The sequence below is a fragment of the Bradyrhizobium sp. S3.7.6 genome (assembly GCF_054061875.1).
The window spans coordinates 34,570-58,356 of record NZ_JBSSEQ010000003.1 but is presented as its reverse complement, the minus strand read 5'-3'; the positions used below and the strand labels follow the sequence as shown (position 1 = coordinate 58,356).

At 61.0% G+C, this 23,787-nt stretch carries 20 protein-coding genes and 5 pseudogenes; 22 read left to right on the top strand and 3 right to left on the bottom strand.

Translation table 11 applies throughout. From position 1 onward, the window contains the following. Nucleotides 1-257: 257 nt before the first annotated feature. From ACVJ5M_RS43815 to gltB, 3 genes are all read left to right on the top strand, one after another. Nucleotides 258-704 carry a TlpA disulfide reductase family protein gene (locus tag ACVJ5M_RS43815; RefSeq protein WP_354081016.1) on the top strand — a complete coding sequence of 149 codons (447 nt, stop codon included), beginning with the start codon at nt 258-260 and terminating at the stop codon, nt 702-704. Continuing rightward, entirely contained in the window at nt 671-1,375 is a 705-nt protein-coding gene (locus tag ACVJ5M_RS43810) for a hypothetical protein (RefSeq protein WP_354081014.1), read from the top strand. Before ACVJ5M_RS43815 ends, ACVJ5M_RS43810 begins: the two co-directional genes overlap by 34 nt. Before the next feature lie 119 nt (nt 1,376-1,494). Continuing rightward, nucleotides 1,495-6,246, top strand: coding sequence for a glutamate synthase large subunit (gltB, locus tag ACVJ5M_RS43805; RefSeq protein ID WP_456679738.1), 4,752 nt, complete (start codon nt 1,495-1,497; stop codon nt 6,244-6,246). Between the two features lie 1,228 nt (nt 6,247-7,474). On the opposite strand, the gene ACVJ5M_RS43800 is transcribed toward gltB, so the two are convergent. Together ACVJ5M_RS43800 and ACVJ5M_RS43795 are read right to left on the bottom strand one after the other, a co-directional pair. Then, entirely contained in the window at nt 7,475-7,654 is a 180-nt protein-coding gene (locus ACVJ5M_RS43800; protein WP_456679737.1) for a hypothetical protein, read from the bottom strand. Nucleotides 7,655-8,042: 388 nt separating this feature from the next. Continuing rightward, nucleotides 8,043-8,633, bottom strand: a complete 591-nt coding sequence (locus ACVJ5M_RS43795) for a hypothetical protein (RefSeq protein ID WP_354080962.1) — start codon at nt 8,631-8,633, stop codon at nt 8,043-8,045. A gap of 318 nt (nt 8,634-8,951) precedes the next feature. Between ACVJ5M_RS43795 and ACVJ5M_RS43790 the strand changes: the two genes are divergently transcribed. From ACVJ5M_RS43790 to ACVJ5M_RS43725, 14 genes and pseudogenes are all read left to right on the top strand, one after another. Then, the gene (locus ACVJ5M_RS43790; RefSeq protein WP_354080964.1) at nt 8,952-9,272 is read left to right on the top strand and encodes an iron-sulfur cluster assembly accessory protein; all 321 of its coding nucleotides are present in this window, start codon (nt 8,952-8,954) and stop codon (nt 9,270-9,272) included. 39 nt (nt 9,273-9,311) lie between these two features. Next, nucleotides 9,312-9,581, top strand: coding sequence for a NifU family protein (locus tag ACVJ5M_RS43785; protein ID WP_148774670.1), 270 nt, complete (start codon nt 9,312-9,314; stop codon nt 9,579-9,581). An 18-nt stretch (nt 9,582-9,599) separates the two neighbouring features. Beyond that, nucleotides 9,600-10,793 carry a cysteine desulfurase NifS gene (nifS, locus tag ACVJ5M_RS43780; protein ID WP_354080967.1) on the top strand — a complete coding sequence of 398 codons (1,194 nt, stop codon included), beginning with the start codon at nt 9,600-9,602 and terminating at the stop codon, nt 10,791-10,793. Next, nucleotides 10,790-11,011 (top strand): putative nitrogen fixation protein NifT, encoded by a 222-nt coding sequence (gene nifT / locus ACVJ5M_RS43775; protein ID WP_354080969.1) that lies wholly within the window; start codon nt 10,790-10,792, stop codon nt 11,009-11,011. The genes nifS and nifT overlap by 4 nt, the downstream gene beginning before the upstream one ends. Nucleotides 11,012-11,395: 384 nt before the next feature. After that, nucleotides 11,396-12,946: a nitrogenase cofactor biosynthesis protein NifB gene (nifB, locus tag ACVJ5M_RS43770; protein ID WP_354080971.1), complete on the top strand. Its 1,551-nt coding sequence runs from the start codon at nt 11,396-11,398 to the stop codon at nt 12,944-12,946. Nucleotides 12,947-12,962: 16 nt separating this feature from the next. Then, nucleotides 12,963-13,187: a 4Fe-4S binding protein gene (locus ACVJ5M_RS43765; protein ID WP_354080973.1), complete on the top strand. Its 225-nt coding sequence runs from the start codon at nt 12,963-12,965 to the stop codon at nt 13,185-13,187. 272 nt (nt 13,188-13,459) lie between these two features. Then, nucleotides 13,460-13,735, top strand: a complete 276-nt coding sequence (locus tag ACVJ5M_RS43760; protein ID WP_148774675.1) for a hypothetical protein — start codon at nt 13,460-13,462, stop codon at nt 13,733-13,735. 549 nt (nt 13,736-14,284) lie between these two features. After that, complete coding sequence (locus ACVJ5M_RS43755; RefSeq protein WP_354080976.1) at nt 14,285-14,602, top strand: nitrogen fixation protein NifZ; 318 nt, start codon at nt 14,285-14,287, stop codon at nt 14,600-14,602. Beyond that, entirely contained in the window at nt 14,602-14,856 is a 255-nt protein-coding gene (locus ACVJ5M_RS43750) for a nitrogen fixation protein NifZ (RefSeq protein ID WP_148774677.1), read from the top strand. Before ACVJ5M_RS43755 ends, ACVJ5M_RS43750 begins: the two co-directional genes overlap by 1 nt. Beyond that, nucleotides 14,853-15,212 carry a DUF3024 domain-containing protein gene (locus tag ACVJ5M_RS43745; RefSeq protein ID WP_354080978.1) on the top strand — a complete coding sequence of 120 codons (360 nt, stop codon included), beginning with the start codon at nt 14,853-14,855 and terminating at the stop codon, nt 15,210-15,212. Before ACVJ5M_RS43750 ends, ACVJ5M_RS43745 begins: the two co-directional genes overlap by 4 nt. Before the next feature lie 11 nt (nt 15,213-15,223). Beyond that, the gene (locus tag ACVJ5M_RS43740) at nt 15,224-15,493 is read left to right on the top strand and encodes a hypothetical protein (RefSeq protein WP_187437101.1); all 270 of its coding nucleotides are present in this window, start codon (nt 15,224-15,226) and stop codon (nt 15,491-15,493) included. A gap of 1,338 nt (nt 15,494-16,831) precedes the next feature. Next, nucleotides 16,832-17,587 (top strand): annotated as a pseudogene (locus tag ACVJ5M_RS43735) (IS5 family transposase). 202 nt (nt 17,588-17,789) lie between these two features. After that, nucleotides 17,790-18,269: a type IV secretion system protein gene (locus ACVJ5M_RS43730; RefSeq protein WP_354100579.1), complete on the top strand. Its 480-nt coding sequence runs from the start codon at nt 17,790-17,792 to the stop codon at nt 18,267-18,269. Between the two features lie 333 nt (nt 18,270-18,602). After that, nucleotides 18,603-18,814, top strand: a pseudogene (locus ACVJ5M_RS43725) (VirB8/TrbF family protein); the annotation flags it as partial. A gap of 30 nt (nt 18,815-18,844) precedes the next feature. Here the strand turns inward: ACVJ5M_RS43725 and ACVJ5M_RS43720 are convergent. Next, entirely contained in the window at nt 18,845-19,990 is a 1,146-nt protein-coding gene (locus ACVJ5M_RS43720; RefSeq protein WP_456679736.1) for an IS630 family transposase, read from the bottom strand. 128 nt (nt 19,991-20,118) lie between these two features. On the opposite strand from ACVJ5M_RS43720, the pseudogene ACVJ5M_RS43715 reads away from it, so the two are divergent. The 5 genes and pseudogenes from ACVJ5M_RS43715 to ACVJ5M_RS43695 all read left to right on the top strand — a co-directional run. After that, nucleotides 20,119-20,343, top strand: a pseudogene (locus ACVJ5M_RS43715) (VirB8/TrbF family protein); the annotation flags it as partial. 65 nt (nt 20,344-20,408) lie between these two features. Continuing rightward, nucleotides 20,409-20,567: a VirB8/TrbF family protein gene (locus ACVJ5M_RS43710; protein ID WP_354080982.1), complete on the top strand. Its 159-nt coding sequence runs from the start codon at nt 20,409-20,411 to the stop codon at nt 20,565-20,567. Nucleotides 20,568-20,656: 89 nt separating this feature from the next. After that, entirely contained in the window at nt 20,657-20,815 is a 159-nt protein-coding gene (locus ACVJ5M_RS43705) for a hypothetical protein (protein WP_246207864.1), read from the top strand. Nucleotides 20,816-20,914: 99 nt separating this feature from the next. After that, nucleotides 20,915-21,360 (top strand): annotated as a pseudogene (locus ACVJ5M_RS43700) (transposase); the annotation flags it as partial. 785 nt (nt 21,361-22,145) lie between these two features. Continuing rightward, a pseudogene (locus tag ACVJ5M_RS43695) lies at nt 22,146-23,470 on the top strand (lysine N(6)-hydroxylase/L-ornithine N(5)-oxygenase family protein). Nucleotides 23,471-23,787: the final 317 nt, after the last annotated feature.

Sequence of the window (23,787 nt, the reverse complement as noted above, 5' to 3'; positions counted from 1 at the left end):
TCTGACATTGAACGAGACCGTTAGCTACAAACGTACGGTCATGTTGAGTTGCCGAGGCAATCTCAGACCGGATCAGGCGCGTGATGTTCGTTGCTGGCGTTGGCACGGCCATTGCTGCTGAGATTGAGCACGGTGTCAGGCGGAGTGCATGCAGACGCGCTCTCTCGTTCATTGAACTCGGGCCGCGTTTCTTAGAGACAGAGACGAGCTTGCGCAAACATTCGCGTGAAGGTTTGGCAATATCTTTGGAGAACAACATGAATCTTCGTATGGAGTCGCCAGCTCCTCCGATCAGGGTGGAGAGCTGGGTACGTGGCGAGCCCCTCACCAACTTTAAGCTGGGTACGCTGTATATTGTCGCGTTTTGGGCGACTTGGTGCGGCGGATGTGTGGCGGAGATTTCCCCCCTCGCGCAGCTGCAAGAGAAATACGACGATAGCGCAGTTGAGGTCATTGCAGTTGCAGCTTCCGAGCGAGGCTCAACGGCCGAGGAGGCGCGAACACACTTGGACGCGTGGTTGACCAAGAACGGCTCGGAGCTGAACTTTCGGATCGCGTTCGATTACGCCGGAAACATGAAGAAGTCTTGGATGGCGCCCAGCCTTTCCAGCACTATCCCCACCTCATTCGTCATCGACCGTGACGGTCGCGTCGCCTTTGTCGGTCCCCGATGCAACTGTATGACGTGTTGCCAAAAATCGTAAATGGCACCTGGCGCACCAGCGATGAAGCCAAAGCAGCGGATGCTGAGCGAATCGCTGAAGCAGAATCTGAAATGCGCGAGAAAGCCCGGGTGCAAGCATTCTGGGGCAAACTTAGACTGGCGCTGAAGGCGAAGGATTCGTCGACGGCGCTTTCGGCCGCTAAAGAGGGCGTCGCAATCATGCCGGATGACATCAACGTTCACCCAGTTCATGAGGATCTAGCCATGCACAAAATCCATGACATGCAAACGGGACCACCCGTTATGCGTCAATTGGCTCGCGATGCGATCGAAAACAAATCCGAGTTGTGGAGTGTGCAAGCGATCCGCCAACTCTCTAATCCAGCGGAGAAGAACTCTGATGTCCCGCATTCTGATCGCTTTGCGATTGGCAAGGACTTGGCCGAACACATCCTCGCGCTGGACTCTCCAGAAGACGGCACCGGCCGCAAGTTCATGTCCTATGTGGCGGTCGCCCAGTATTGTTTCGAAACTGGCGACGACGATCGTGCGGTCGAGTTAGCTGAGTCGGCGGTGAAGTCGCTGGACGGCCCGAAGCCAATGGCGGCTGAAGAGAAGGCACACTACCTGCGGCTGTTGCTTGCGGCCTTGGCCAAGTACGAGGATGAGGAGGCAAAGCCGTTCTCGGGGACGAAGAACGCCTTGGTCTGAATTTAAGAAAATGCGGCTCGCAGCGGACGAGCGGTGACCCAGAGGCGGGTGCCGCGGAACGCCCAAGGTGCGCCGAAGATAGCGGTGAGGCAGCTTGCCGCATGGAGAGGATTGGAACAATGACCGGGTCGCAATTCGAGCGCGCAAACATCGTGGCAGAAGAACTGTCGGCGACGGTCGCCTCGAAAACGACTGATCCGATTCAGGAACACAATTCGCGCCCGCCGGCTGTAGGTCTGTACGATCCGAGCCTGGAGAAGGATTCCTGCGGCGTCGGCTTCATCGCCAACATCAAGGGCAAGAAGTCCCACGAGATCGTCGCGGACGCGCTCAGCATCCTCTGCAACCTCGAGCATCGCGGCGCCGTCGGCGCCGACCCGCGCGCCGGTGACGGCGCCGGCATCCTGGTGCAGATCCCGCACGCCTTCTTCAGCCGCAAGGCCGGGGAGCTCGGCTTCACGTTGCCGGCTCCGGGCGAATACGCCATCGGCGCGCTGTTCATGCCGCGCGACACCGCTTGGCGCAACGTCATCAAGAGCATCATCGCCGACCAGATCAAGGAAGAGGGCCTGACCCTGCTCGGCTGGCGCGACGTGCCGACCGACAATTCCTCGCTCGGCGTCACCGTGAAGCCGACCGAGCCCGCCTGCATGCAGGTGTTCATCGGCCGCAACGGCACCGCCAAGACCGAGGACGATTTCGAGCGCCGGCTGTACATCCTGCGCAAGTCGATCTCGCAGGCGATCTACCAGCGCCGCGACCGCGGCCTCGCGGGCTATTACCCCTGCTCGATGTCGTGCCGCACCGTGATCTACAAGGGCATGTTCCTCGCCGACCAGCTCGGCAAGTACTATCCCGATCTGCACGAGGCGGACTTCGAGAGCGCGCTGGCGCTGGTGCATCAGCGCTTCTCGACCAACACCTTCCCGGCGTGGTCGCTGGCGCATCCCTATCGCATGATCGCGCATAACGGCGAGATCAACACGCTGCGCGGCAACACCAACTGGATGGCGGCGCGCCAGGCTTCCGTGAGCTCCGAGCTCTACGGCAAGGACATCAACCGGCTCTGGCCGATCTCCTATGAAGGCCAGTCGGACACCGCCTGCTTCGACAACGCGCTCGAATTCCTGGTGCAGGGCGGCTACTCGCTGCCGCACGCCGTCATGATGATGATTCCGGAGGCGTGGGCGGGCAATCCCCTGATGGATGAGAAGCGCCGCGCCTTCTACGAATATCATGCTGCGCTGATGGAGCCGTGGGACGGCCCCGCCGCAATCGCCTTCACCGACGGCCGCCAGATCGGCGCGACGCTCGACCGCAACGGATTGCGGCCGGCGCGCTATCTCGTGACCAAAGACGACCGCATCGTGATGGCGTCCGAGATGGGCGTGCTGACGATCCCCGAGGACCAGATCATCACCAAGTGGCGGCTGCAGCCCGGCAAGATGCTGCTGGTCGACCTCGAGCAGGGCCGCCTGATCCCGGACGACGAGATCAAGGCCGAGCTCGCCCGGAGCCATCCCTACAAGGAGTGGCTGGAGCGGACCCAGATCGTGCTGGAAGAGCTGCCGAAGGTGCCGACCACCGGCGTGCGCTCCAACCTGTCGCTGCTCGATCGCCAGCAGGCGTTCGGCTACAGCCAGGAAGACATCTCCATCCTGATGACGCCGATGGCCTCCACCGGCGAGGAAGCCGCGGGCTCGATGGGCAACGACACGCCGATCTCGGCGCTGTCGGACAAGGCCAAGCCGCTGTTCACCTACTTCAAGCAGAACTTCGCGCAGGTCACCAACCCGCCGATCGACCCGATCCGCGAGGAGCTGGTGATGAGCCTCGTCTCCATCATCGGACCGCGGCCCAACCTGTTCGACCTGCAAGGCCTCGCCACCACCAAGCGCCTCGAAGCGCGCCAGCCGATCCTGACCGATGCGGATCTCGAGAAGATCCGCTCGATCTCCGACGTCGCCGAGTCGCACTTCAAGTCGCGCACGCTCGACACCACCTTCCACGCCGGTCTCGGTGCTGCCGGCATGGACCAGGTGCTCGACGAGCTTTGCGCGCGTGCGGAAGCCGCCGTCCGCGAGGGCGTCAACATCATCATCCTGTCCGACCGCATGGTCGGCAGCGACCGGGTGCCGATCCCGGCACTGCTGGCCTGCGCCGCCGTGCATCATCATCTGATCCGCGTCGGACTGCGCACCTCGGTCGGCCTCGTCGTCGAATCCGGCGAGCCGCGCGAAGTGCATCACTTCGCCTGCCTGGCCGGCTACGGCGCCGAAGCGATCAATCCCTATCTGGCGTTCGAAACCATCATCGCGATGAAGGACCGCCTGCCCGGCTCGCTCGACGACTACGAGATCGTCAAGCGCTACATCAAGTCGATCGGCAAGGGCCTGCTCAAGGTGATGTCCAAGATGGGCATCTCGACCTACCAATCCTATTGCGGCGCGCAGATCTTCGACGCCGTCGGCCTCAAGGCGGACTTCGTCGGCAAGTTCTTCGCCGGCACCCATACCCGCGTCGAGGGCGTCGGCCTTGCCGAGATCGCGGAAGAAGCGGTGCGCCGTCATGCCGACGCGTTCGGCGACGCGCAGGTCTACAAGACCGCGCTCGATGTCGGCGGCGAATATGCCTATCGCAGCCGCGGCGAGGACCATGCATGGACCGCGGAGTCGGTCGGGCTGCTCCAGCACGCCGCCCGCGGCAATTCGCTGGAACGCTACCGCGCCTTCGCCAAGATCCTGAACGAGCAGTCGGAGCGGCTGTTGACGCTGCGCGGCCTGTTCCGGATCAAGAACGCGGACGAGGAGAAGCGCAAGCCGATCCCGATCGACCAGGTTGAGTCGGCCAAGGACATCGTCAAGCGCTTCGCCACCGGTGCGATGAGCTTCGGCTCGATCTCGCGCGAGGCGCACACCACGCTCGCGATCGCCATGAACCGGATCGGCGGCAAGTCGAACACCGGCGAAGGCGGCGAGGAAGCCGACCGCTTCAAGCCGATGCCGAACGGCGATTCCATGCGTTCGGCGATCAAGCAGGTCGCCTCGGGCCGCTTCGGCGTCACCACGGAGTATCTCGTCAACTCCGACATGATGCAGATCAAGATGGCGCAGGGTGCCAAGCCCGGCGAAGGCGGCCAGCTGCCCGGCCACAAGGTCGACGCGACCATCGCCAAGGTTCGTCACTCGACGCCGGGCGTCGGCCTGATTTCGCCGCCGCCGCATCACGACATCTACTCGATCGAGGATCTGGCGCAGCTCATCTACGACCTCAAGAACGTCAACCCGACGGGCGACGTCTCGGTCAAACTGGTCTCCGAGATCGGCGTCGGCACGGTCGCCGCCGGCGTTGCCAAGGCGCGCGCCGACCATGTCACCATCGCGGGCTTCGAGGGCGGCACCGGCGCTTCGCCGCTGACCTCGATCAAGCACGCCGGCTCGCCCTGGGAGATCGGCCTTGCCGAAACCCACCAGACCTTGGTGCGCGAGCGGCTGCGCAGCCGCATCGTGGTCCAGGTCGACGGCGGCTTCCGCACCGGCCGTGACGTCGTGATCGGCGCGCTTTTAGGGGCCGACGAGTTCGGCTTCGCCACCGCGCCGCTGATCGCGGCCGGCTGCATCATGATGCGCAAGTGCCATCTCAACACCTGCCCGGTCGGCGTCGCGACCCAGGACCCGGTCCTGCGCAAGCGCTTCACCGGCCAGCCCGAGCACGTGATCAACTACTTCTTCTTCGTCGCCGAGGAAGTCCGCGAGATCATGGCATCGCTCGGCTTCCGCACCTTCAACGAGATGATCGGCCAGGTTCAGCTGCTCGACCAGACCAGGCTGGTCGCGCACTGGAAGGCCAAGGGCCTCGATTTCTCGAAGCTCTTCGTCAAGCAGAAGGAAGAGAAGGGCCAGAAGATCTATCACTCCGAGCGCCAGAACCATCATCTGGAAGCGGTGCTCGACCGCACGCTGATCGAGAAGGCGACGCCTGCGCTCGACCGCGGCGCGCCGGTGAAGATCGAGGCCAGGATCAACAGCACCAACCGCTCCGCGGGTGCGATGCTGTCGGGCGCGGTCGCCAAGATCTACGGTCATGCCGGCCTGCCGCACGACACGATCCATGTCGGCCTCAAGGGCACCGCCGGCCAGGCGTTCGGCGCGTGGCTGGCGCAAGGCGTCACCTTCGAGCTCGAAGGCGAAGCCAACGACTATGTCGGCAAGGGCCTCTCGGGCGGCAAGATCATCGTCAAGCCCCCCGCCAACAGCGGCATCGTGCCGGAAGAGAGCATCATCGTCGGCAACACGGTGATGTATGGCGCCATCCAGGGCGAGTGCTACTTCCGCGGCGTCGCCGGCGAGCGTTTCGCCGTGCGCAACTCGGGTGCGGTGGCGGTCGTCGAAGGCGCCGGCGATCATTGCTGTGAATACATGACCGGCGGCATCGTGGTCGTGCTCGGCAAGACCGGGCGCAACTTCGCGGCCGGCATGTCCGGCGGCATCGCCTATGTGCTCGACGAGACCGGCGACTTCGACAAGCTTTGCAACATGTCGATGGTCGAGCTCGAGCCGGTGCTGTCGGAAGAGCTGATCAACGCCGGCACCAATCACCACACCGGTGACCCCGAGGCGCACGGCCGGGTCCACGTGTTCAAGAACCTGCTCGGTTCCGACGTCGAGCGGCTTCACGTCCTGATCTCGCGCCACGCGAAAGCGACCGGCTCCAAGCGCGCCGCCGACATCCTTGCCAATTGGAAGGACTGGCTGCCCAAATTCCGCAAGGTGATGCCGGTCGAATACCGGCGCGCGCTGCGCGAAATGGCCGCCAACGCGGACGCCGAGCCGAAAATCGCGATCGGGCCCCGGGAGCCTGACAACCACTGACATACCGAACACCGCTCGCGCCCGAGGTGCAGGTATCGCGCTAATGGCGCTCCCACACGCGTCCGCCAGCGCAACCCGAAGCAGATCCTCACCGGGCAGGGCCGGCTGAGACGTTCCTGCCTGGTGATCACGCAAGATCGTTTTTGACGTCCGCACGCGTCGTTCTGAGGAAGGTACGGGATCGGGGCCGTCGCGTCCCTGGAGCGCAATGACAGTGAGGGTTGCACCACAACAGGTGAGGGCTGCTATACGCTCGCCGTCGCCTGGTCAGCTGAATTCCATCGAAGATAGGCCAAAAAGGATAATGATATGATCGTGACTGCCCTGCGGATTGCATCAATCAGGATCAACAGTCGCTTGAAGTAGGCAATCCCGACGAAGGCGCTTGGAGTAGCGCGTGCCGCTTTGCCAGGTAGGCGCACACCAGACTCACACTCTGCGCCGGTGGTCCGTACATGCCACAAGCATCGCAATTGGCGACCCGCAGTTAAAGTGCGAGCGCCGTGTCGCGGAAATGGAGATGCATGGGGGAGATTCAGGTCGCGCCGACAGGAAGGCGAGAAGCGCAGTGACTATTATGCTTCCAACCACGGGTCATCGAGGTTCTGCGCGGTGTGCGGTGGGACGATTCGGGCTTATCCGCTATTACTGCTGGCAAACGGGGCTTTGTTCTAGGAAATGCGTCAACCGCTTCCACGCGCGGCGGGAGGCCGGCAAACAAATGGCTTCGCTTTTTGCGGACAGCCGGATACGTGGCATCCGACTCGCTGCAGCCGCGGCCGTGCTCTCGCAAGACGGACACCGGCAGAATAGTTCTGCTGCAATCATGGACTCAGGCGCGACCCTTTCAAGAGTGAGTGGACGAATCGGATGACGAGACCTCGGCAACAATCATCGACTTTACTGCTTACAGGATGAAGCGCGCTGCGGCCAAGCCTCATCCGACACGGTCGGCTCGATAGCGCCCTGTGAAGCGGTCGCATCCTTCGATTTCTTGCAGTGTCTGCTAGCCTTGATCCCGTTTGCCCCGCGCGATCTGCTCCGGATCGAAACAGCAGCTTCCGTGAGCACTCCTTAAGGACGCCGCGGATGGCCGAAGACGAGGCTGAAGGAGACGCCACACACCTGCTCGACCTCACGCGCGTGCTGTTGATTACAGCGGCGGGCACTCGGGCAGGTATCTCCGATCGAGTCCAGCACCTCCACCAGTTCAGCGACAGCTTCGTCCTCAGACGCTACCTGGGGCGGATCTTGCCGGGCGATCTCGCTGGCGCGCATGCGGGGCGGCGCGGTCCTGCGTCCAGCCGTGCTCCTCGCGCTCGCGAATGGCGCCGGCTTTCCGCAGCACGGAGATCGCCCAGCCGTTGAGCGTCCCGATCGCCGGCAGTCTTTCCTCGAACATCAGCACAGTGATCGCTCCTCGCGCGACCTCTCAGCGCCGCTCACGCCGGCAAAGGCCTGGAGCACAACGCCAAAGCTGATCCATACACCGTCGATCAGCCCTCTGAAATATGACCGCGAATAGGAGCCGATCATCATTGGAATGTTCGGATCCCAATGGACGCAGCCAGCCGGACCCTCGCGGCCAGCCGCCCCTCGGTGTAATTGACGACAGTACTCATGGCCAATACACGCCTAGCAGAGCGGTCGTGTGATCTCCAAAACGTAGGCCGAGAAGTCCATCACGAGGGTTTCAGAGCCAGTCCCAGGCGATGCGGTACAGTGACTCGCTCTGGGTGCAGTGACTCTCTCTGCGGCAGACTCGTCGAGTTGGCGAGGGGGCCTGAGGCGCTGCCTCAGACTGGGCGGTTTTCGCCTCTGTTCTTCACCGGCTCCATTTTGGCCAAGCCGTCCTCGTATGAGATCTCGCTGTATGATCCACCGATGTCCTTGGCCGCGTCGAGCAAGTAGTCGAGCCTACCGGCCGGACCGAGCTTCTTGATGTCATTCTTGTCGACGCCGGCGAGGTCCATCATCTCCTTCCACACAGTTGATTCGTCGCAAGGCAGAATGCGGAAGGTGATGTCGCCTACCTTGGTACGGTACTTCGCGAGCAGATCAATGTTGTTGCAGAACATGAAATAGCTGCCTTTGGGGCTCAGCCTGCCATCCAGCACCTTTGCGGCCTCGGGTAGATACGCGAAGGAATGCAGATATCCGGCAAGGACTGGGATGGTCGGCTCGCCTTCCTGCGCGATCGCAAGAACTTGTTCGATGGAATAGTCCGGTGGTCGTTTTTCGTCGGCGAACTGGGCTTGGAATTTCAGCGCGATGTCGCCCCGGAATCCAAATCGCCCCGACTTCGTTGTTTCACTCTTAAGTACCGCATTCAATAGCCGCCCCTCCTTGTCCAACGGGCCAAGAGCAGTGTTGTCAATCGACGTCATGGAAAGGCTCCTCATCAATGCGTGGTGTGCACGCGTCGCGCAAAGCGACGTGTCCGCTACGCTTATGCAAGTTGTTTGCCGTCACGCTATCTCCGCGGCGTAAGCGGCAGCTTGGCGCTATGTGCATGGATACGTGCTGGCACCGTCGCGAGGACTTGGCCGGATGACGCGGCGGCCGGGAAGCCTCGTGTCGAAATCCCGACACACAGGTCGTGAATCGAACAGTGGCCACCCGCAAATCCTTCATTTCAGCTGCATCTCGACTGGCATGGGATTTGCGAAACGTGCCTTGCGAGAAGACCTGAAAGCGAGCCAAAAATGATCAACCTAACGGATAACGCCATCAACGCATTGAGGGCCGCAATCTCCACGATAGGGCAGCCGGCGAGCGGCCTGCGGATCATGGTCGATGGCGGCGGCTGCGAAGGGTTCACATACAAGATGGATCTCGCGCATGGGCCGAGCTCCGATGATGCCGTGGTCGAGCTAGACGGCATCAAACTCTTCGTCGACAGCGCGACCCAAGAGCATCTCAACGGTACCACGATCGATTTCGTGCTGTCGCCCGAAGGATCGGGGTTCCGATTCGACAATCCAAATGCCAAGTCGAGCTGCTCCTGCGACAAACCGTGCAGGTGAGCCTGTCCTCGACCATCCGCAATAGAAGGGCTTCGAAACATGGGCATCAAGACTGTACCAACGAAGCAGCCTCCGATTTCTGAGCCTTCCGATTGCGAGCAAATTGTCGGAGCCGTGCTCGATGAGAATCGGGCGAGCCTCAGGCGTGATCGTGGAGATCGTGAGCTCATCGTCAGGCTGACCGGCGCCTGCATGTCATGCAAGCTTGCGGGCACGACGCTCGCGGCCATTCAGGCGCGTCTGATCGAGCGGCTCGGCGAGTTCGTCCGCCTGATCCCGCTCCGCGGAGCTGCCAAAGGGCGACATTAAGTGCAGAGCGGACAGTCCGTGCGGCCGATCTACCTGGATAACAACGCGACGACCCGCGCACATCCGTTGGTCGTTGCGGCGATGCTGCCGTTCTTCTCTACACAATTCGGCAATGCGTCCTCCGCGCATGCATTCGGCAGCGAGGTTGCGTCCGCATTGAAACTGGCGCGCCGGAACCTGCAGTCCCTCATTGGCGCGGCATTCGATCATGAGATCGTCTTCACCTCCGGCGGGACTGAAGCCGACAACACAGCGATCCTGTCTGCGCTCGCCGTGCAGGAGGGGCGCGACGAGATCGTCACAACGGCCGTTGAGCATCCGGCCGTGCTGTCCCTTACCGAGGAGTTGGGCCGACGAGGAATCAAGACCCATGTCATTCCGGTAGATGCCAGCGGCCGACTGGACATCGAGACTTATCGCAAGGCATTGTCGAGGCGCACGTCAGTCGCCTCGGTCATGTGGGCCAATAATGAGACCGGTACGATCTTTCCGGTGAAGTCCCTCGCCAAGATGGCGCGCTCAGTCGGCGCGCTCTTTCACACCGACGCAGTCCAGGCGGTCGGGCGAATTCCGATTGACCTGAAGGCTACGGACATCGACATGCTGTCGCTCTCCGGGCACAAGCTCCATGGTCCGAAGGGGATCGGCGCGCTGTATGTGCGCAAGGACGTCAAGTTCCGGCCGCTGCTTTTCGGCGGCGTACAAGAGCGGCGTCGCCGCGCTGGTACCCAAAACGTTACGGGTATTGTTGGGCTCGGCAAAGCGGCGGAACTCGCTGCGGCAAACCTCGCACAAGACCAGACGCAGATTGGCGCCCTTCGCGACCGGCTGGAGCAGGGCATTCTCGCTCACGGCTGTTGCATCGTGCTTGGCCATGTCAAGAACCGCTTGCCAAATACGTCTAACATTGCCTTCGAGCATATCGAAGCGGAGGCCATCGTCCACCACCTGAACCGCAACGGAATTGCCGTCTCACTCGGTTCAGCCTGCGCGTCCGGCTCGATGGAGCCATCCCATGTCCTGCGCGCGATGAGAGTACCACCGCCCTTTTTGCGTGGTGCGGTTCGCTTCTCGCTGTCGCGCGAGACGGCGCCCGATGAGATCGACCGTGTCCTGCAAGTCATGCCGGACATCGTTGCCAAACAGAGAGCCTTGTGGCGTGCGTGTCAGGAGCGCGCGGGCGAGAGCTCACAACGTGCGGAGCTCCCATGAAGGTTATGATTCGCCGTTCGCCCGAGACGGGCCTTTCGATTTATGTCCCCAAGAAGGATCTTGAGGAGCCGATCGTCGAATGGGAGCACGAGACGCTGTGGGGCGGTTGGATCAGACTCGCGAACGGCTGGGTGCTCGACCTACCCGCGATGGCGAGTGACACCACCCTACCAATCACTATCAACGCCAAGAAGCGCGGCGGCGAAGCAACCGAATGATGAATGCTGCGGTTCCACATAACCTCGCCAACCGGCGGATGCGGAAGCTATTCTTGGCGGCGGTCCGCACCTGCAGAACGCGACACCATTCGCCTGGCTTGGGCCTGGCGTGACCGGCCACCCGCCCTTTCGTTTTGCCAAGGGCATAGGTGAAGCAGCCAACCCGTCGTCAAAACAACGCTGCAGCGCTCTTATGATCGCCATCTCTGTCGGCTTTCCAACATGATGATTAACTGACATTCGAGCGATCGTTACCTAACTACTTGAAGCAAACCGCAAAAGTCATTTGTGGCAGGCATGGCACGCCAGTTGCTCTTAGCTTTTCGGAAAACGTCTCTGTGGATGCTTGCCGGAAGGGTTCGGCTTGCGAATAGAATTGGAAACATGAGTACTTCAGCGCAACACCAGGTATCCTGCGGCGGCGGCGAGATCAGCGAGACCATGCAAGCGGTCACTAAGCACAAGGGATGCGGTACCATCGGCGGCAGCGGGAAGGCGAGCTGCGGATCTCAGACCGGCATCAGCAATCTGCCAGATGAGATCTGGGAAAAGGTGAAGAACCATCCCTGCTATAGCGAGGAGGCGCACCACCATTATGCCCGCATGCATGTCGCGGTCGCACCCGCCTGCAATATCCAGTGCAATTACTGCAATCGTAAATACGATTGCGCCAACGAATCGCGCCCCGGCATTGTCAGCGAGAAGTTGACGCCGGAGCAGGCCGCCAAGAAGGTGCTGGCGGTCGCTTCCGCGATCCCTCAGATGAGCGTCGTCGGCGTTGCCGGCCCTGGCGATCCGCTAGCAAATCCGGACAAGACATTCAAGACGTTCGAGCTTGTGAACAAGCTCGCGCCAGGTATCAAGCTGTGCCTCTCGACGAACGGTCTTGCGCTAGCCGATCATGTCGACACGATCGCAAGACTCAAGATCGATCACGTGACGATCACGATCAACATGATCGATCCCGAAATTGGTGCGAAGATCTATCCCTGGATCTTTCACCGCCACAAGCGCTACACCGGCGTTGAGGCTGCAAGCATCCTTAGCAATCGGCAGCTCCAGGGCGTGGAGATGCTCACCGCGCGCGGCATCCTGTGCAAAGTCAACTCGGTGATGATTCCCGGGATTAACGATCAGCATCTGGTTGAAGTGAACAAGGCTGTGAAGTCGCGCGGGGCCTTCCTGCATAATGTGATGCCGTTGATATCGTCGCCCGAGCACGGCACCGTGTTCGGGCTCAGGGGGCAACGCGGCCCGACCGCACAGGAAGTGACGGCGTTGCAGAATAGCTGCGAAAGCAAGATGAACATGATGCGTCATTGCCGTCAGTGCCGGGCCGACGCCGTCGGACTGCTCGGAGAGGACCGCGGCTCGGAGTTCACCATGGAAAAGATCATGGCGATGGACATCAAATACGACGAGCAGCCCCGAAAGGCGTATCAGGCCAAAGTCGAGAAAGCGCGCATCACAAAGCTTGCGGCCCAGCAGGAGGAGCTCGCGGGGCTCGCCGGCGCGTCCAGCGAAATCAAAGTGCTGGTGGCGGTTGCAACCAAGGGCTCGGGATTGATCAACCAGCACTTCGGTCACGCCAAGGAGTTCCAGATCTACGAGCTCTCGACTTCAGGCGCGAAATTCGTTGGTCATCGTCCTATTCATCCCTATTGCCGGGGCGGCCATGGCGAGGACAGCAAGCTCGAAATCGCCATCGGCGCTATCAAGGATTGCCACGCCGTATTCGTGTCAAAGATCGGCGGCTGCCCGAAGGCCGAATTGATCAAGGCCGGCATCGAGCCGGTCGATCAGTACGCCTGCGAGTTCATCGATGCCTCGACGATCGCCTGGTTCAAACTCTATCTCGATAAAGTCAATGAGAAGATCAAGCACCTTGAGCGGGTCGATCCGGCCCGCCACAATGCGCTGATTTCCGCCGCCTGAAGGATGGGTTCAGACAATGCCGTACAAGATCATCACCTCGCAATGCACGGGCTGTTCAGCGTGCGAAACGCAATGCCCAAATCTTGCTATTTCCGAGGTAGCCGGCGCTTTCCTGATCGATTCGGAGCAATGCACCGAGTGCGACGGCTACTTTGACGAACCGCAATGCGTGGCGGTTTGTCCGGTTGACAACACATGCGTGCTCGACACAGCACTGGCACGCCATCGGGCGCCCCCTTGAGGACCACAACATGGATGTCACCACGACACGAACGGTTCAGAAACTCGGGCGGATGATGCGTCGCCTTGACGAGGCGCCGACCGCGGCTGTCGCCCTCCCAAATCGGGTGGACGGCTCGCCCTGGTCGCCGGCTTTTTCGCAGTTGGCGAGCCATATTCTGGCGACGCGAACGTCGAGGGCAACGCGTTAAGCTATTCCTGCCGGCCCGAAGGCTGCGGTCTTGAGCGTCGAGGATCGATTTCGCCGATGGGTCCACCAAGAGCGGACCCGTCTTGCGCGATATCAATCCAGTGACCTCAGCCATCATTGAACAGGCGACATTCATGCTGGAGGTCTTCTTCAGTCGGTCATCCGAGCGAAACGAGGGCGTCCTCACCGAGCTCTGTGTTGGTCGCACGGTGTCGAGCCGGCCGAGCATCATTGCAGGGCGGCAGGGTTCTGAAGATGCAGAAAATCAACCTGTGTCAAGCCAAGGCGTTCGTGATGCGGATATGATTTTGCTGCCGACCGGCGCGGTGGTGCCACCAGCCCGAATTCGGCTGCTATGAGAGTACCTCGCGTGGGTCTTGCTATTCTCGCTCAAGGCTTGTTGCCCACTTGGAGACGCGTCTCGGGCAACTCGAGGGAAGGACGGCGATTTGCCGAGAGACTGCTGGGCCGCAGTCCCGCGCACAAGATTGGCGCCAAGGTTTGCGAGGCACGCTCGAGCGGATGGGCGGGACCATGAGTGATGTCATCCACGATGCCCTCAGTTGCCGGGCAATCAGGTCGATTCTGCCAGCTGCGCGTGTCGCGCTGAACCGCACTTCTTGCTGCCGGCTCAGGTTCGTTGCGTCAACGACGGACTCGCGTGCAGCATCGGCGGCTTCCTCAACATCAATCATGGGCTCGCGGATCGCCATCTCAAGCATCCGTTTTGGGGTGCCGGGCGTTGATGTGGACGCATCGTCATCCCCGTCGGCTCATCCAATACGTGGTCGCAAGCCGCGCGGCGGTGCGGGAATCGACGGAGTTGATCGAGGATCATGATAGGGCGGTCCGTAACGCCGGGCGCTCGCGAAGCGCCGCGCAGTTGAAGCATGGAAAGAGACGGCAGCATGAGCAACATCGCCCGTGATAGTGACATCGTCGAGTTGACGGACGTGCCCTTCTTTGATTACGGCGATAAGGTGCGGGCCAACCGCACCATCCGAAACGACGGCACCTATGTGGGCAAGGAGATCGGTGAGGTTCTCGTCAAGAAAGGCGAGCTTGGCTATGTCGTTTCGATCGGTACGTTCCTGCAACAATTTTATATTTATGGGGTCGAGTTCCTCGCTTCAGGCTATCGCGTCGGCATGAAACGCAAAGAGCTTGACCTAGTCACGCGAGGCAACAGAGGCGAGGAGCCTTGCTTGTCAGGAGGGGCACCCTGATGATCGAACCAAGGGTGCCAAAATACAGCTCAGGCCAACGTGTCGAGGCGGCAATCGATCTGCTCAACGACGGTTCCTTTCCCGCCGCCTCGGCGGAAGAGTGTCTGGTCAGCGTCGGACAGATTGGTGAGATCGTCCAGGTCGGTCTCCATACGGAAGCGAACCTACCCATCTATATGGTCGACTTCGGCAAGCAGTTGGTGGTTGGCTGCCTTGAGGCAGAGATCGCCGCAGTCCAGGATATCGCGCAATGAACGCCGCCATCATCAGGCGACATCATTGCGGATTGCCTGCGCATCCCAACGAGCTCGACCGATGGCGGATCGTGCGCGCGCTGACGGGGCGCGAGCGCTACCGATTTGTCTCGCCAGAGGTGACAGCGGTTGCTGGCGGCTATCTTGTCGAGAGCCGGTGCTGCTCAGGCAATATCGATGCGGAGGGAGGCCTCGTCGACGTCGCGCTATTGCACCACGATAGGACTGGGGCGGCATGGCAGCTGTTCCGCAAAGATCACGGTAAGGGCGTCTGGGAGTGGCATTCGACCCATCAACGGCTTGGCTTGGCGACAGCGGTTCTGAACGCCGACCCTGAACGTTTGTTCTGGCAATAAGGATTATGGAGATGGTGCTCGCCGCAGGCGAATTGACGAACATCGAGCAGACGCTAGCCACTATTGATACAGCGTCTGAGCCCTGCCTCACGCTCCGGCAGACATTTCCACATCTAGCCTGGATTTGTTGCGAGGCCTCTGACATGACGCAGAGTCCGTTCCGCCGCGTTGGACAGTTCGACTTGCATCTGCTCGACAGTGGCGGTCAGTGTGCACAGATTACGGATGATCCGCAGCGTGCCAACGGCATTGTGCTGGCCAAGCGCTCTGGCAACTCATGATCAAGTAATCGCCTGCCGGTGCCAAGCTCACCCCGGACGGCTAGGCCCGCGGCTTGTTTACCACGCGGTAGTGACCAGCCCAGGGAGATCACGACGCTCGTTCGTCGGGTCCATGAGACGGGGCAGGCGATCGTTCCTCTGGCGGAATTGCCTGGGTATCTCAACGTTGCTAATTAGGTCAAGAATACTGCGGCAGATCAATTAGGACGGGCGAGCTGTGCTCGATCCACCGACGAGGATATGGTATCGCAAGATTTGCCTTTGCGAGAACTTTCACTTAAAGCCGCCTTCCTTTGGTAAATTGGACAAGACGTTTGTTCTTCGCGCGGCAACGCCGTGCACTTGCCGTGGAGGCCGGTTGATGATGCGCGCGCAAGTGAGGCAGTGCGAGTGTCCCGGCCGATCCAGCGCTACTTAATGCTGGCGCCTAGTATCATTCTACGAAATGTCTTGGTGACTTGAAGTCGGAGCATTCAAGCAAGCAGCGATTGTCGAGTCGCTTTCGAAGACGGATCGAGCGTCCCTTCTCTGTGGCTTGCTTCCATGTTGAAGCCGGGTGACGTGCATGTCGAGAATCGGGTTTGTCACGCGGATAAAAATGGAGGGAGGACACATTCGCGTGTAGTTCCAGTTCTTATCGCGAAGAGAATAATCCGCCTGAATAGTTGCCGATGACCATTGATATGGTAATGGGAGGCAGTTGCGTCTTTCGCCAAAAAAAACGAGGCGCTACAGACAAATTTGTAAAGCGAAATCGGAGAATATCACGTGGCAAAAGCCGTCAAGCGCAAAGAGTATAGTAAGGATGACGTCAAGCTGCTCAAAGCGCACTCAAAGGCCCGCACTCCTGTAGCGAGGGTTTCAAAGCAGATGAAGCGATCCGAGGGGTCCCTACGACAGAAAGCACGTACCTTGGGGATTGGCTTGGGTCACCAGCGCTGAGATATGACTCAATTTTCGGAAATTGATCGGCGTGATCGTTCCGGCCAGGCGGCTTACGACCGCCGGGCCGGCTGATCGTTCCAGGTCTCTGCGTCCCCGAGGGTCAGCTCGCGCGGTGAACGAGCTGACCGGTCTGCCGATAGACCGCCCACTTGGCCTAGACCTCATCGGTTGTCATGGTTTCGATCAGCGACGGATATAGGCGCATCTGTGAATATAGATCCATCACCGGAAATGCGGTCCGCGAGCGTGCCGGCGGATCATCAGCTCGGCCGGCAGACGTCATTCGGCGCTGAGCTGTCTCTCGCTGCTAGCTAGGGTCTGTACCTAAATAGCGCCACGTGAGTCTCTTGCCTCCGTGTTCTTGATCCGGGGGCGAGAGAAAAGCGCGCCGGCTTGTTTTGGTTGAATGACAGGCAATGGGCTCGTATCGAACCTCATCGCCTCATCTGCCGACGGGACTGACGGGGCCGGATCGGGACGACGATCGGCGCATCATCAGCGGTATTGTTCACAAGCTGCAATCGGGTGCGCGATGACGTGATTGTCCGGGCTAATACGGTCCTTACACGATGATCTACAATCGCTTCAATCGCTGGGCCAAGCGCGAACGATGGTGCGCAATCTTTCAAGCACTGGCCAAACCTGGCGAAGATGCCGTCGTGCTGTCGCTCGACTCGACTTCGATTAAAGCTCATCGGTGTGCCTCCGGCGGAAAAGGGGGAGCACAATCAGGCAATCGGCCGCTCGCGGGGAGCCGTACGACAAAAGTCCATGCGCTGAGCGATCCGCTCTGCCGACCGGTCGTCCTGCATCTGACCCCAAGTCAGGATGCCGACATCGCTGCCGCGCCCGATGTTCTGGCGCTCGCACCGCCCATGAGCGCGCTTCTCGCAGACAAAGGGTACGACGGGGACAACCTTCGCGCCGAAATCGCTGGTCCCGGCGCCAAGCCCGTCATTCCCAATAAATCCAACCGTGTCGTCATTCATCGTTTCAACAAACGCGCCTACGGAGGCCGAAATATCATCGAACGCTGATTTTTGTCGGCTCAAGGACTTCCGCCGCATCGCCACATGATACGACAAGCTCGTCCGGAATTTCTTGGCCGCTGTTCAGCTCGCCGCTCTCGTCGCATATTGGCTCAATTGAGTCTGTACCCTAGTTTGCTGTAAGCGCGGCAGTGGACCGTGAAATCCTCTTGCAGCAGTTGGCGGTAGTCCACCGCAAGTCTCCCAGGGCGCCGCGCGCATTGCCAAAAAGGAATTGCCTTCAATCCGGATCAAGTCCGTGGGGGGTCCTGATCGCTTATTCATTCTGGCGGTGAAGCTATTCGTCACGTTGATCGAGTTCACTGACAACGCTCGCGGGCTTCATCCTCTTTCCCTTCGCCCTCTTCAACAAGACTGCCGTTCTCGCCGAGAAGGTGCTGGGCAATGTCGTCGCCTCCGTGAAGGTGATGGTGCTCGCTGTCATCGTCGGCATCGGCGCCGGACTGTCTCGCAGTTCACCACCACCTATGGCGGCTGCCAGCCGACGATCGAGCAGACGTTCTGTCGTGCTCGCCGCACTCGCCATGCTCGGCCCCCGGCGCCGGGCATCGCTAACGGTCTGTTCTCTGGCGCGCCGCAGCTTGGCGCGGGCGCTGCTGTCGGAACTAGCCTCGCCGTCGCCGGCGCGGCGATGGCGGGCGGCGCTTCGCTCGCTCTCGCCGGAAGGGGAGCGTTGGCGGCCGCCGCGTTGGTGGTACGGCGATGGCGGGAGGCGTGTCCTCCCCCTACAGCCTCGCCTCGGCCGGTCGGTCCAGCGCAGGCCGCGTTTCGTCCGGCTTTAGCGGCGCGGGCCGTGCGGCGGCCAGCATTGTCGCCGCACCCATCAGGCGCGCCGCCGAGCAAGCAACCGGGCAATGCAGGAGAGCTTCGCCTCAGGCGCCCGCGCCAGTTTCGCCAACACGGGTGGCTCCTCGACTATGGGAGTCGTTGAGGGTGGCGAGGCCGCAAGAGGGAGCCGCTTCCCAAGGAGCGAGCGAGGTTTGCCCGCCTGGGTCCAGCGCATGAAACGCAATGAGGCGGTTGTTCACGGCGCGCAGTCCGCCGCGCAAGCCCTCAAATCCGGCGATAGCCATGGCGGCGGCCACTCCGTCGACCTCTCGGGAGGAGAATAACGAATGTCAGTCTTTCGGCGATCGTCGGCCGCTACGGCCGAACACCCGAACCCGCAACTCCATACCAGCGCGCGGCGCAGGTTTGGAATGAGCGCATCGGCTCGGCCCGCGTGCAAGCCAAGAACTGGCAGCCGATGGCATTCGGTTCGCTGATCGTGGCTTGCGGCCTCGTCGGCGGGCTCGTCTGGCAGTCCGCGCACGGCACCGTCGTTCCCTAGATCAGCGTTTTCTTGGTTCGAATCATATCAGGCGGCGTCGGCGAGTTTGTAGGACCAGGTATGGATGACGGGATGGCGATTGACGTCGTCGATTCCGGCCATGATGCGCTCTTTGAGTTCATACTTTGATGTAACCCGGATGTGACGCAGGACGGAGCGGGCGAACTTGGAGAAGAAGCCCTCGATGAGGTTGAGCCAGGAGCCGTGCTTGGGCGCGAAGGTAAACTGGAAGCGGCCTGCCGGTCGTGTATCGAGCCAGGCTCTGCTTTCTCTCGATATGTGCGCGGAATGATTATCGAGGATCAACTTGATCGCGGTTCTGGCCGGATAAGCGGCATCAAGGAGCTTGAGAAATTCTATGAACTCTCGGCTGCGGTGGCGGTCTTTGACGAGCGCGTGGACCTTCCCGGTGAGCAGGTCAATCCCCGCCAACAGGCTGAGCGTGCCGTGACGTTTGTACTCATGATCGCGCGCGAAGGTCGCATGCACGCCCGGCACTGGCGGCAGATCCGGCGCTGTCGTCGCGATGGCCTGGATCCCCGACTTCTCGTCGTAGGAGACGATCGCTACCGGTTTGTCCGATTTCTTCGACTTGGCGGCGGCTTTTTTCAGGACCTGGACCTCGCGATAGACATACAGAACCTCCGCCATCTTCTGCTCGAACTCGGCGTCGCGGTTTTCAAGATAGTAGCGCACCTTGTGCGGCTTGATTTCCTCCTGACCGAGAAGCTTGCACACCGTGCCCTGAACCAGGCGGGCGAGACATTCATGTCCGGCCTCCGGTCCGTGCTCGCGGGCATGGCGAGCCAGCAGCCGCGTCGTCCACAACTCGTGCGGATAGCCGTGCTCCCTAGCTTTGTCGCACGCCAGAGAAACCAGCCAGGCCTTGGCCGCCGGCGTGATCACCGGCTCCTTGCCCGGTCGCGGGCGCTCGTCGAGCGCCGCCAGCGCGCCATCGGCCGCCGCCCGCTCGACGCAGCGTTGGACCGTCTGATGATGGGCGCCAAGTCTCCGTCCCACCGCAAAGAACGACGGGGTCTCGCGGTAGGCAAGCAGCATCGCGGCCCGCGACACCCGGCGCGCCGGTTCGGTCCTCGACCGCGAAAGAGCCGCCAACGTTTCGATCTCCTCATCGGTCATCGCCAACTCGACCGCCTGCCGCCATCCTGCCATGATGAAACTCCTCGTTCAGTCAATCGCAAACGAAGAATCCACAAACAAGCGTCCCGTTCCATGACTGCAAAGTTCATGGAATCGGTCGTCTAGGTGTACAGGTCGACGAGCTCGGCGAGGCGCAAGCTATGGCGCCGGCTGCGGCCGACTACAGGCCGAGCGGCCCGCAGATTGCCTGGTACCTCGCCCACTTCACCACGATGGTGCGCTCGCTTCCAGCCGATCCGATCATCGTGCAGCAGAAGTGGCCGCAGGCCTACGATTTCACGACCAGGGCGCGCGCATTGGCGCTGAACGACTACGCCCGCGCCAATGACCCCTCGCCAGTCTCGGCAAGGAGCAGGTCGCGATCGACGTCTCCAGCGTCATTCGCGATTCGCCCGACAGCTTCCGCGTCGCCTGGGTCGAGCAGGGCTAATTGGCGCTCGCCGGCACCACACTTTGGGCTGCGATCCTTGCCATCGCGATTCAGCCTCCAACCGACGCCGATCGGCTGCGCAAGAATCCGCTCGGCATCTACGTCAACGCCATCAACTGGTCGAAGGAGCTGGGACATGACCCCCGCCGATTTCCGTAAGCGCCGGCGGTCCGGCTTCGCCTCTCTCAATCGTTCAGCAAAGCCGGGAAGACAGGGATACGTGCTTCCGTAAATCCGCACTTACGGCTTTGCTGCTGCCCGTCGCGACGCACGGCGGCTGCGCGCGCACAATCTCATCCCCCGACATCAACTACGATACCGCGGAGCCGGCGACGCTCACCGCCGATCCGCCGTCGCCCGTCAAGATCGTGGAATTGCCAAACCCCTGCCGCTATCAGGGCAGTTGAAACCGCTCGCCGCCGGCAAACGAATCCCGAAAGCTGCTGAATCGAAGGTTCTCGTCAAACAGGCCAACGCCGCAGCACGGGTGCAGCCGGTCCGCACCGGCCAAATCCTTCGAGGGCAATCCGTATGACGGCCACACGCTCGCAGCGACGGTCGATCAGGCGGTGGAGATTGGGGTATCGATCCGGACCGCATCTACGTCGACAAGGACTATCGCGGCCATGATTACGCCGGCTCGGGTTCGGTGATGATCGCCGGCAGCAAGCGCGGCCTGACCGCCACCATGAAGCGGGAGATGAAGCGACGATCGGCCATCGAGGCCACCATCGGTCACATGAAAACCGATGGGCGGCTGGACCGAAACTTCCTTCTCGGTCATGGTGGCGACGCGATCAATGCTCTGCTCGTGGCTGCCGGCCACAATCTGCTCCTCATCCTCGCCACACTTGGGCTTTGGCGTGCGCTCATCCTGTTCGCTATCGCTGCTTGCGCCGCCAAACCGGATACTTCCTCCCGTCGCCGCGGCACTGCCGCGTCAATGGCTTAGCCATTGTTCAAGGCGGACTACGTAAACCAGGGTTGCTAGCGTGGAACGGATGTCGTCCCACCTTGCGTTCTCATTGGCCTTCGTCGCGAGGCCGAGCCCAGCTCAAGACGTTCACGCAGCTAGCCCGATCGTGCGCGACGCCCGATAGTCAGCTGCGCAACGGAAATTCCTTTTCAAGGGATCGATACTCGTCGCCGAGGCCATTCCTCGATGACGATCGTGGAAAGTGCCAAGAGCGCCTGCAACGCCATGAAGCCGAAAAGTACGACTACGAGCAAAATCGGCGCCGGTGCAGGGTTTCGGCCTCAATGTCGGATACTCGACAGGTTCGCATACCTGCTTTCCGTTGCTTTGCTGCTGTGTTGCTCTGGCACGTTCGATGCAGAGGACCTCCCGAACGCAGCAGCGGATGTCTTCTATGATCAAACCGACGGGAAAATGCTGTCGCCGCACTCATGACCGTGTCCCCGCTGGTCGCCAAGCAGGCCGAAGGTCGGCCCATCACGGTCGAGGCGGGCAACTGAGCCCAATTGCAATGAGGGATAGGCTGGGAAAGCATGTCACTGATCACGCCGAGATCATTGAGGCGGGATTCTCGATACCAGTCACGCGGCACATGTCGCCGGCATGAGTGCCGATCTCATCACGGAGCCCGGATCCGCAGGCGGGACACGCGATAATACGAACGCGCGGACAAACTGTCGCAAGTCGGGCGGCGTCGACGATGCCTGCGGGGAGGGTAAGCCCAACGGCCATGGCCGACATTCGCCGCGCACAGCGCATGTTTGGAAACGTCAGTAGTAGCAAGGCAACTGGAGCTCTCTTGCATTGGGATCGGTGCTGGCCCGTCCAATTTGAGCCTTGCGTGTCAGATACACGAGCAAATCGGGCACGGGGCACTGTTCCTGGATCGGCAAGTTGACTTCCGCTGGCATCCAGGAAGCGCATTCGATTCCTCAGAACTCCAGGTCAGCCACGTCAAGGATCTGGTCACGCTGGTTAATCCGCGATCAGCCTACACTTTCATAAACTACCTGCACGAGAACGGGCGTCTCTACCACTTCCTGAATGCACAGTTCGATGCTGTTCTCAGGGCTGAGTTCGAGCAATACCTGAACTGGGCGTTCCGCAGGAAGTCCGCGGCGGCGAGACGGTGCGCGAAATACGCTATGATGGCGAGTTTCGGGTGCGAACCGACGATGCAGTTCTCAGTGCAAGAGACCTAGTGGTCGGCATTGGCAAGCAGGCGCAAATTCCGCCTCAGTTTCGGGGCTGGATTGGACGCAACCTGTTCCACTCATCTGAATTACTGCACATCCATCCTGAGGTGCACAAAAAGCATGTTTATGTTGTCGGCGGAGGACAGTCGGGAGCCGAGGTGCTGTTGCATCTTGTCGGCCGGCCGGAAGAAAGGCGGCCTGCCTCGATCACCTGGATCTCGCAGCGCGAAAACTACCTGCCGCTCGACAACAGCCCGTTCACAAACGAGTTGTTCATGCCCTGTTTTTCGGATCGTTTCGCGGCCATGAGCGAGCCGCAGCGCAAGTTGTTTCTCCGGCGTTTCGTGCTTGCCTCGGACGGGATTTCGGAAAGCACGCTGCGCGCTGTGTATCAGACGCTGTACCGCCACGCATTTCTCGAGCCAAACCCGTGCGACATCACACTGCGGCCGGGCTGCACCGTCTCACACTGCATCAACGCCGGCGCGGGTCACAGGCTGACCCTCCAGCACGGCATGGAGGAGGTCGAAGAACTCACGGCCGACATCGTCATCCTGGCCACCGGTTACGTGAACGCGGTGCCAGACTTCTTTGAACCGATGGCGGACCGGCTGGAACATATCGACAATGAGTTGGCCGTTCGCGAGGATTTTTCGGTGTGCTGGGACGGACCACGTGACAGACGCATCTACGTACAGAACGCGAGCCTCGGGCAGCGCGGGCTGGCCGATCCGAACCTAAGCCTGCTGGCCTGGCGAGCTCGCCGCATTCTTGACAGCCTTCTACAGCGCGCACCGCGCGCGAATCCCGAGCATCCTGGCTTCATCAGCCGTACCTCCGTCGAGGGCTGGCCCGACCCAGTAGCCGAAGAAATGGGCAGCGGGATATGACTCGCCGACGACTGATCATCGGCGGGGGCTTCCAAGGAATGATGTCCGCCTCGGCTGCGGCGAAGGCCGGAGCCCTCTCCGAGCTCATCGTGACTGAACAAGCCATTGGACCTGTCGGCGCACCGCGTTGTTCTGCGGGGCTGCATTTGCGTAAGGATCCCAGCAGTTCGCTCACTCGCAGTTGCGCAGTGGCCTTGGTGGTCATGGCTGGGTCGGCGGTCAGCGGCGTGTTCCGGCCCGTAGCGGTGCGTGTCGAGGCTGGCCCGGGTGAGATAAGCAATGATCGGGACCAGTTTAATGCCTACCGAGTAGCCGCA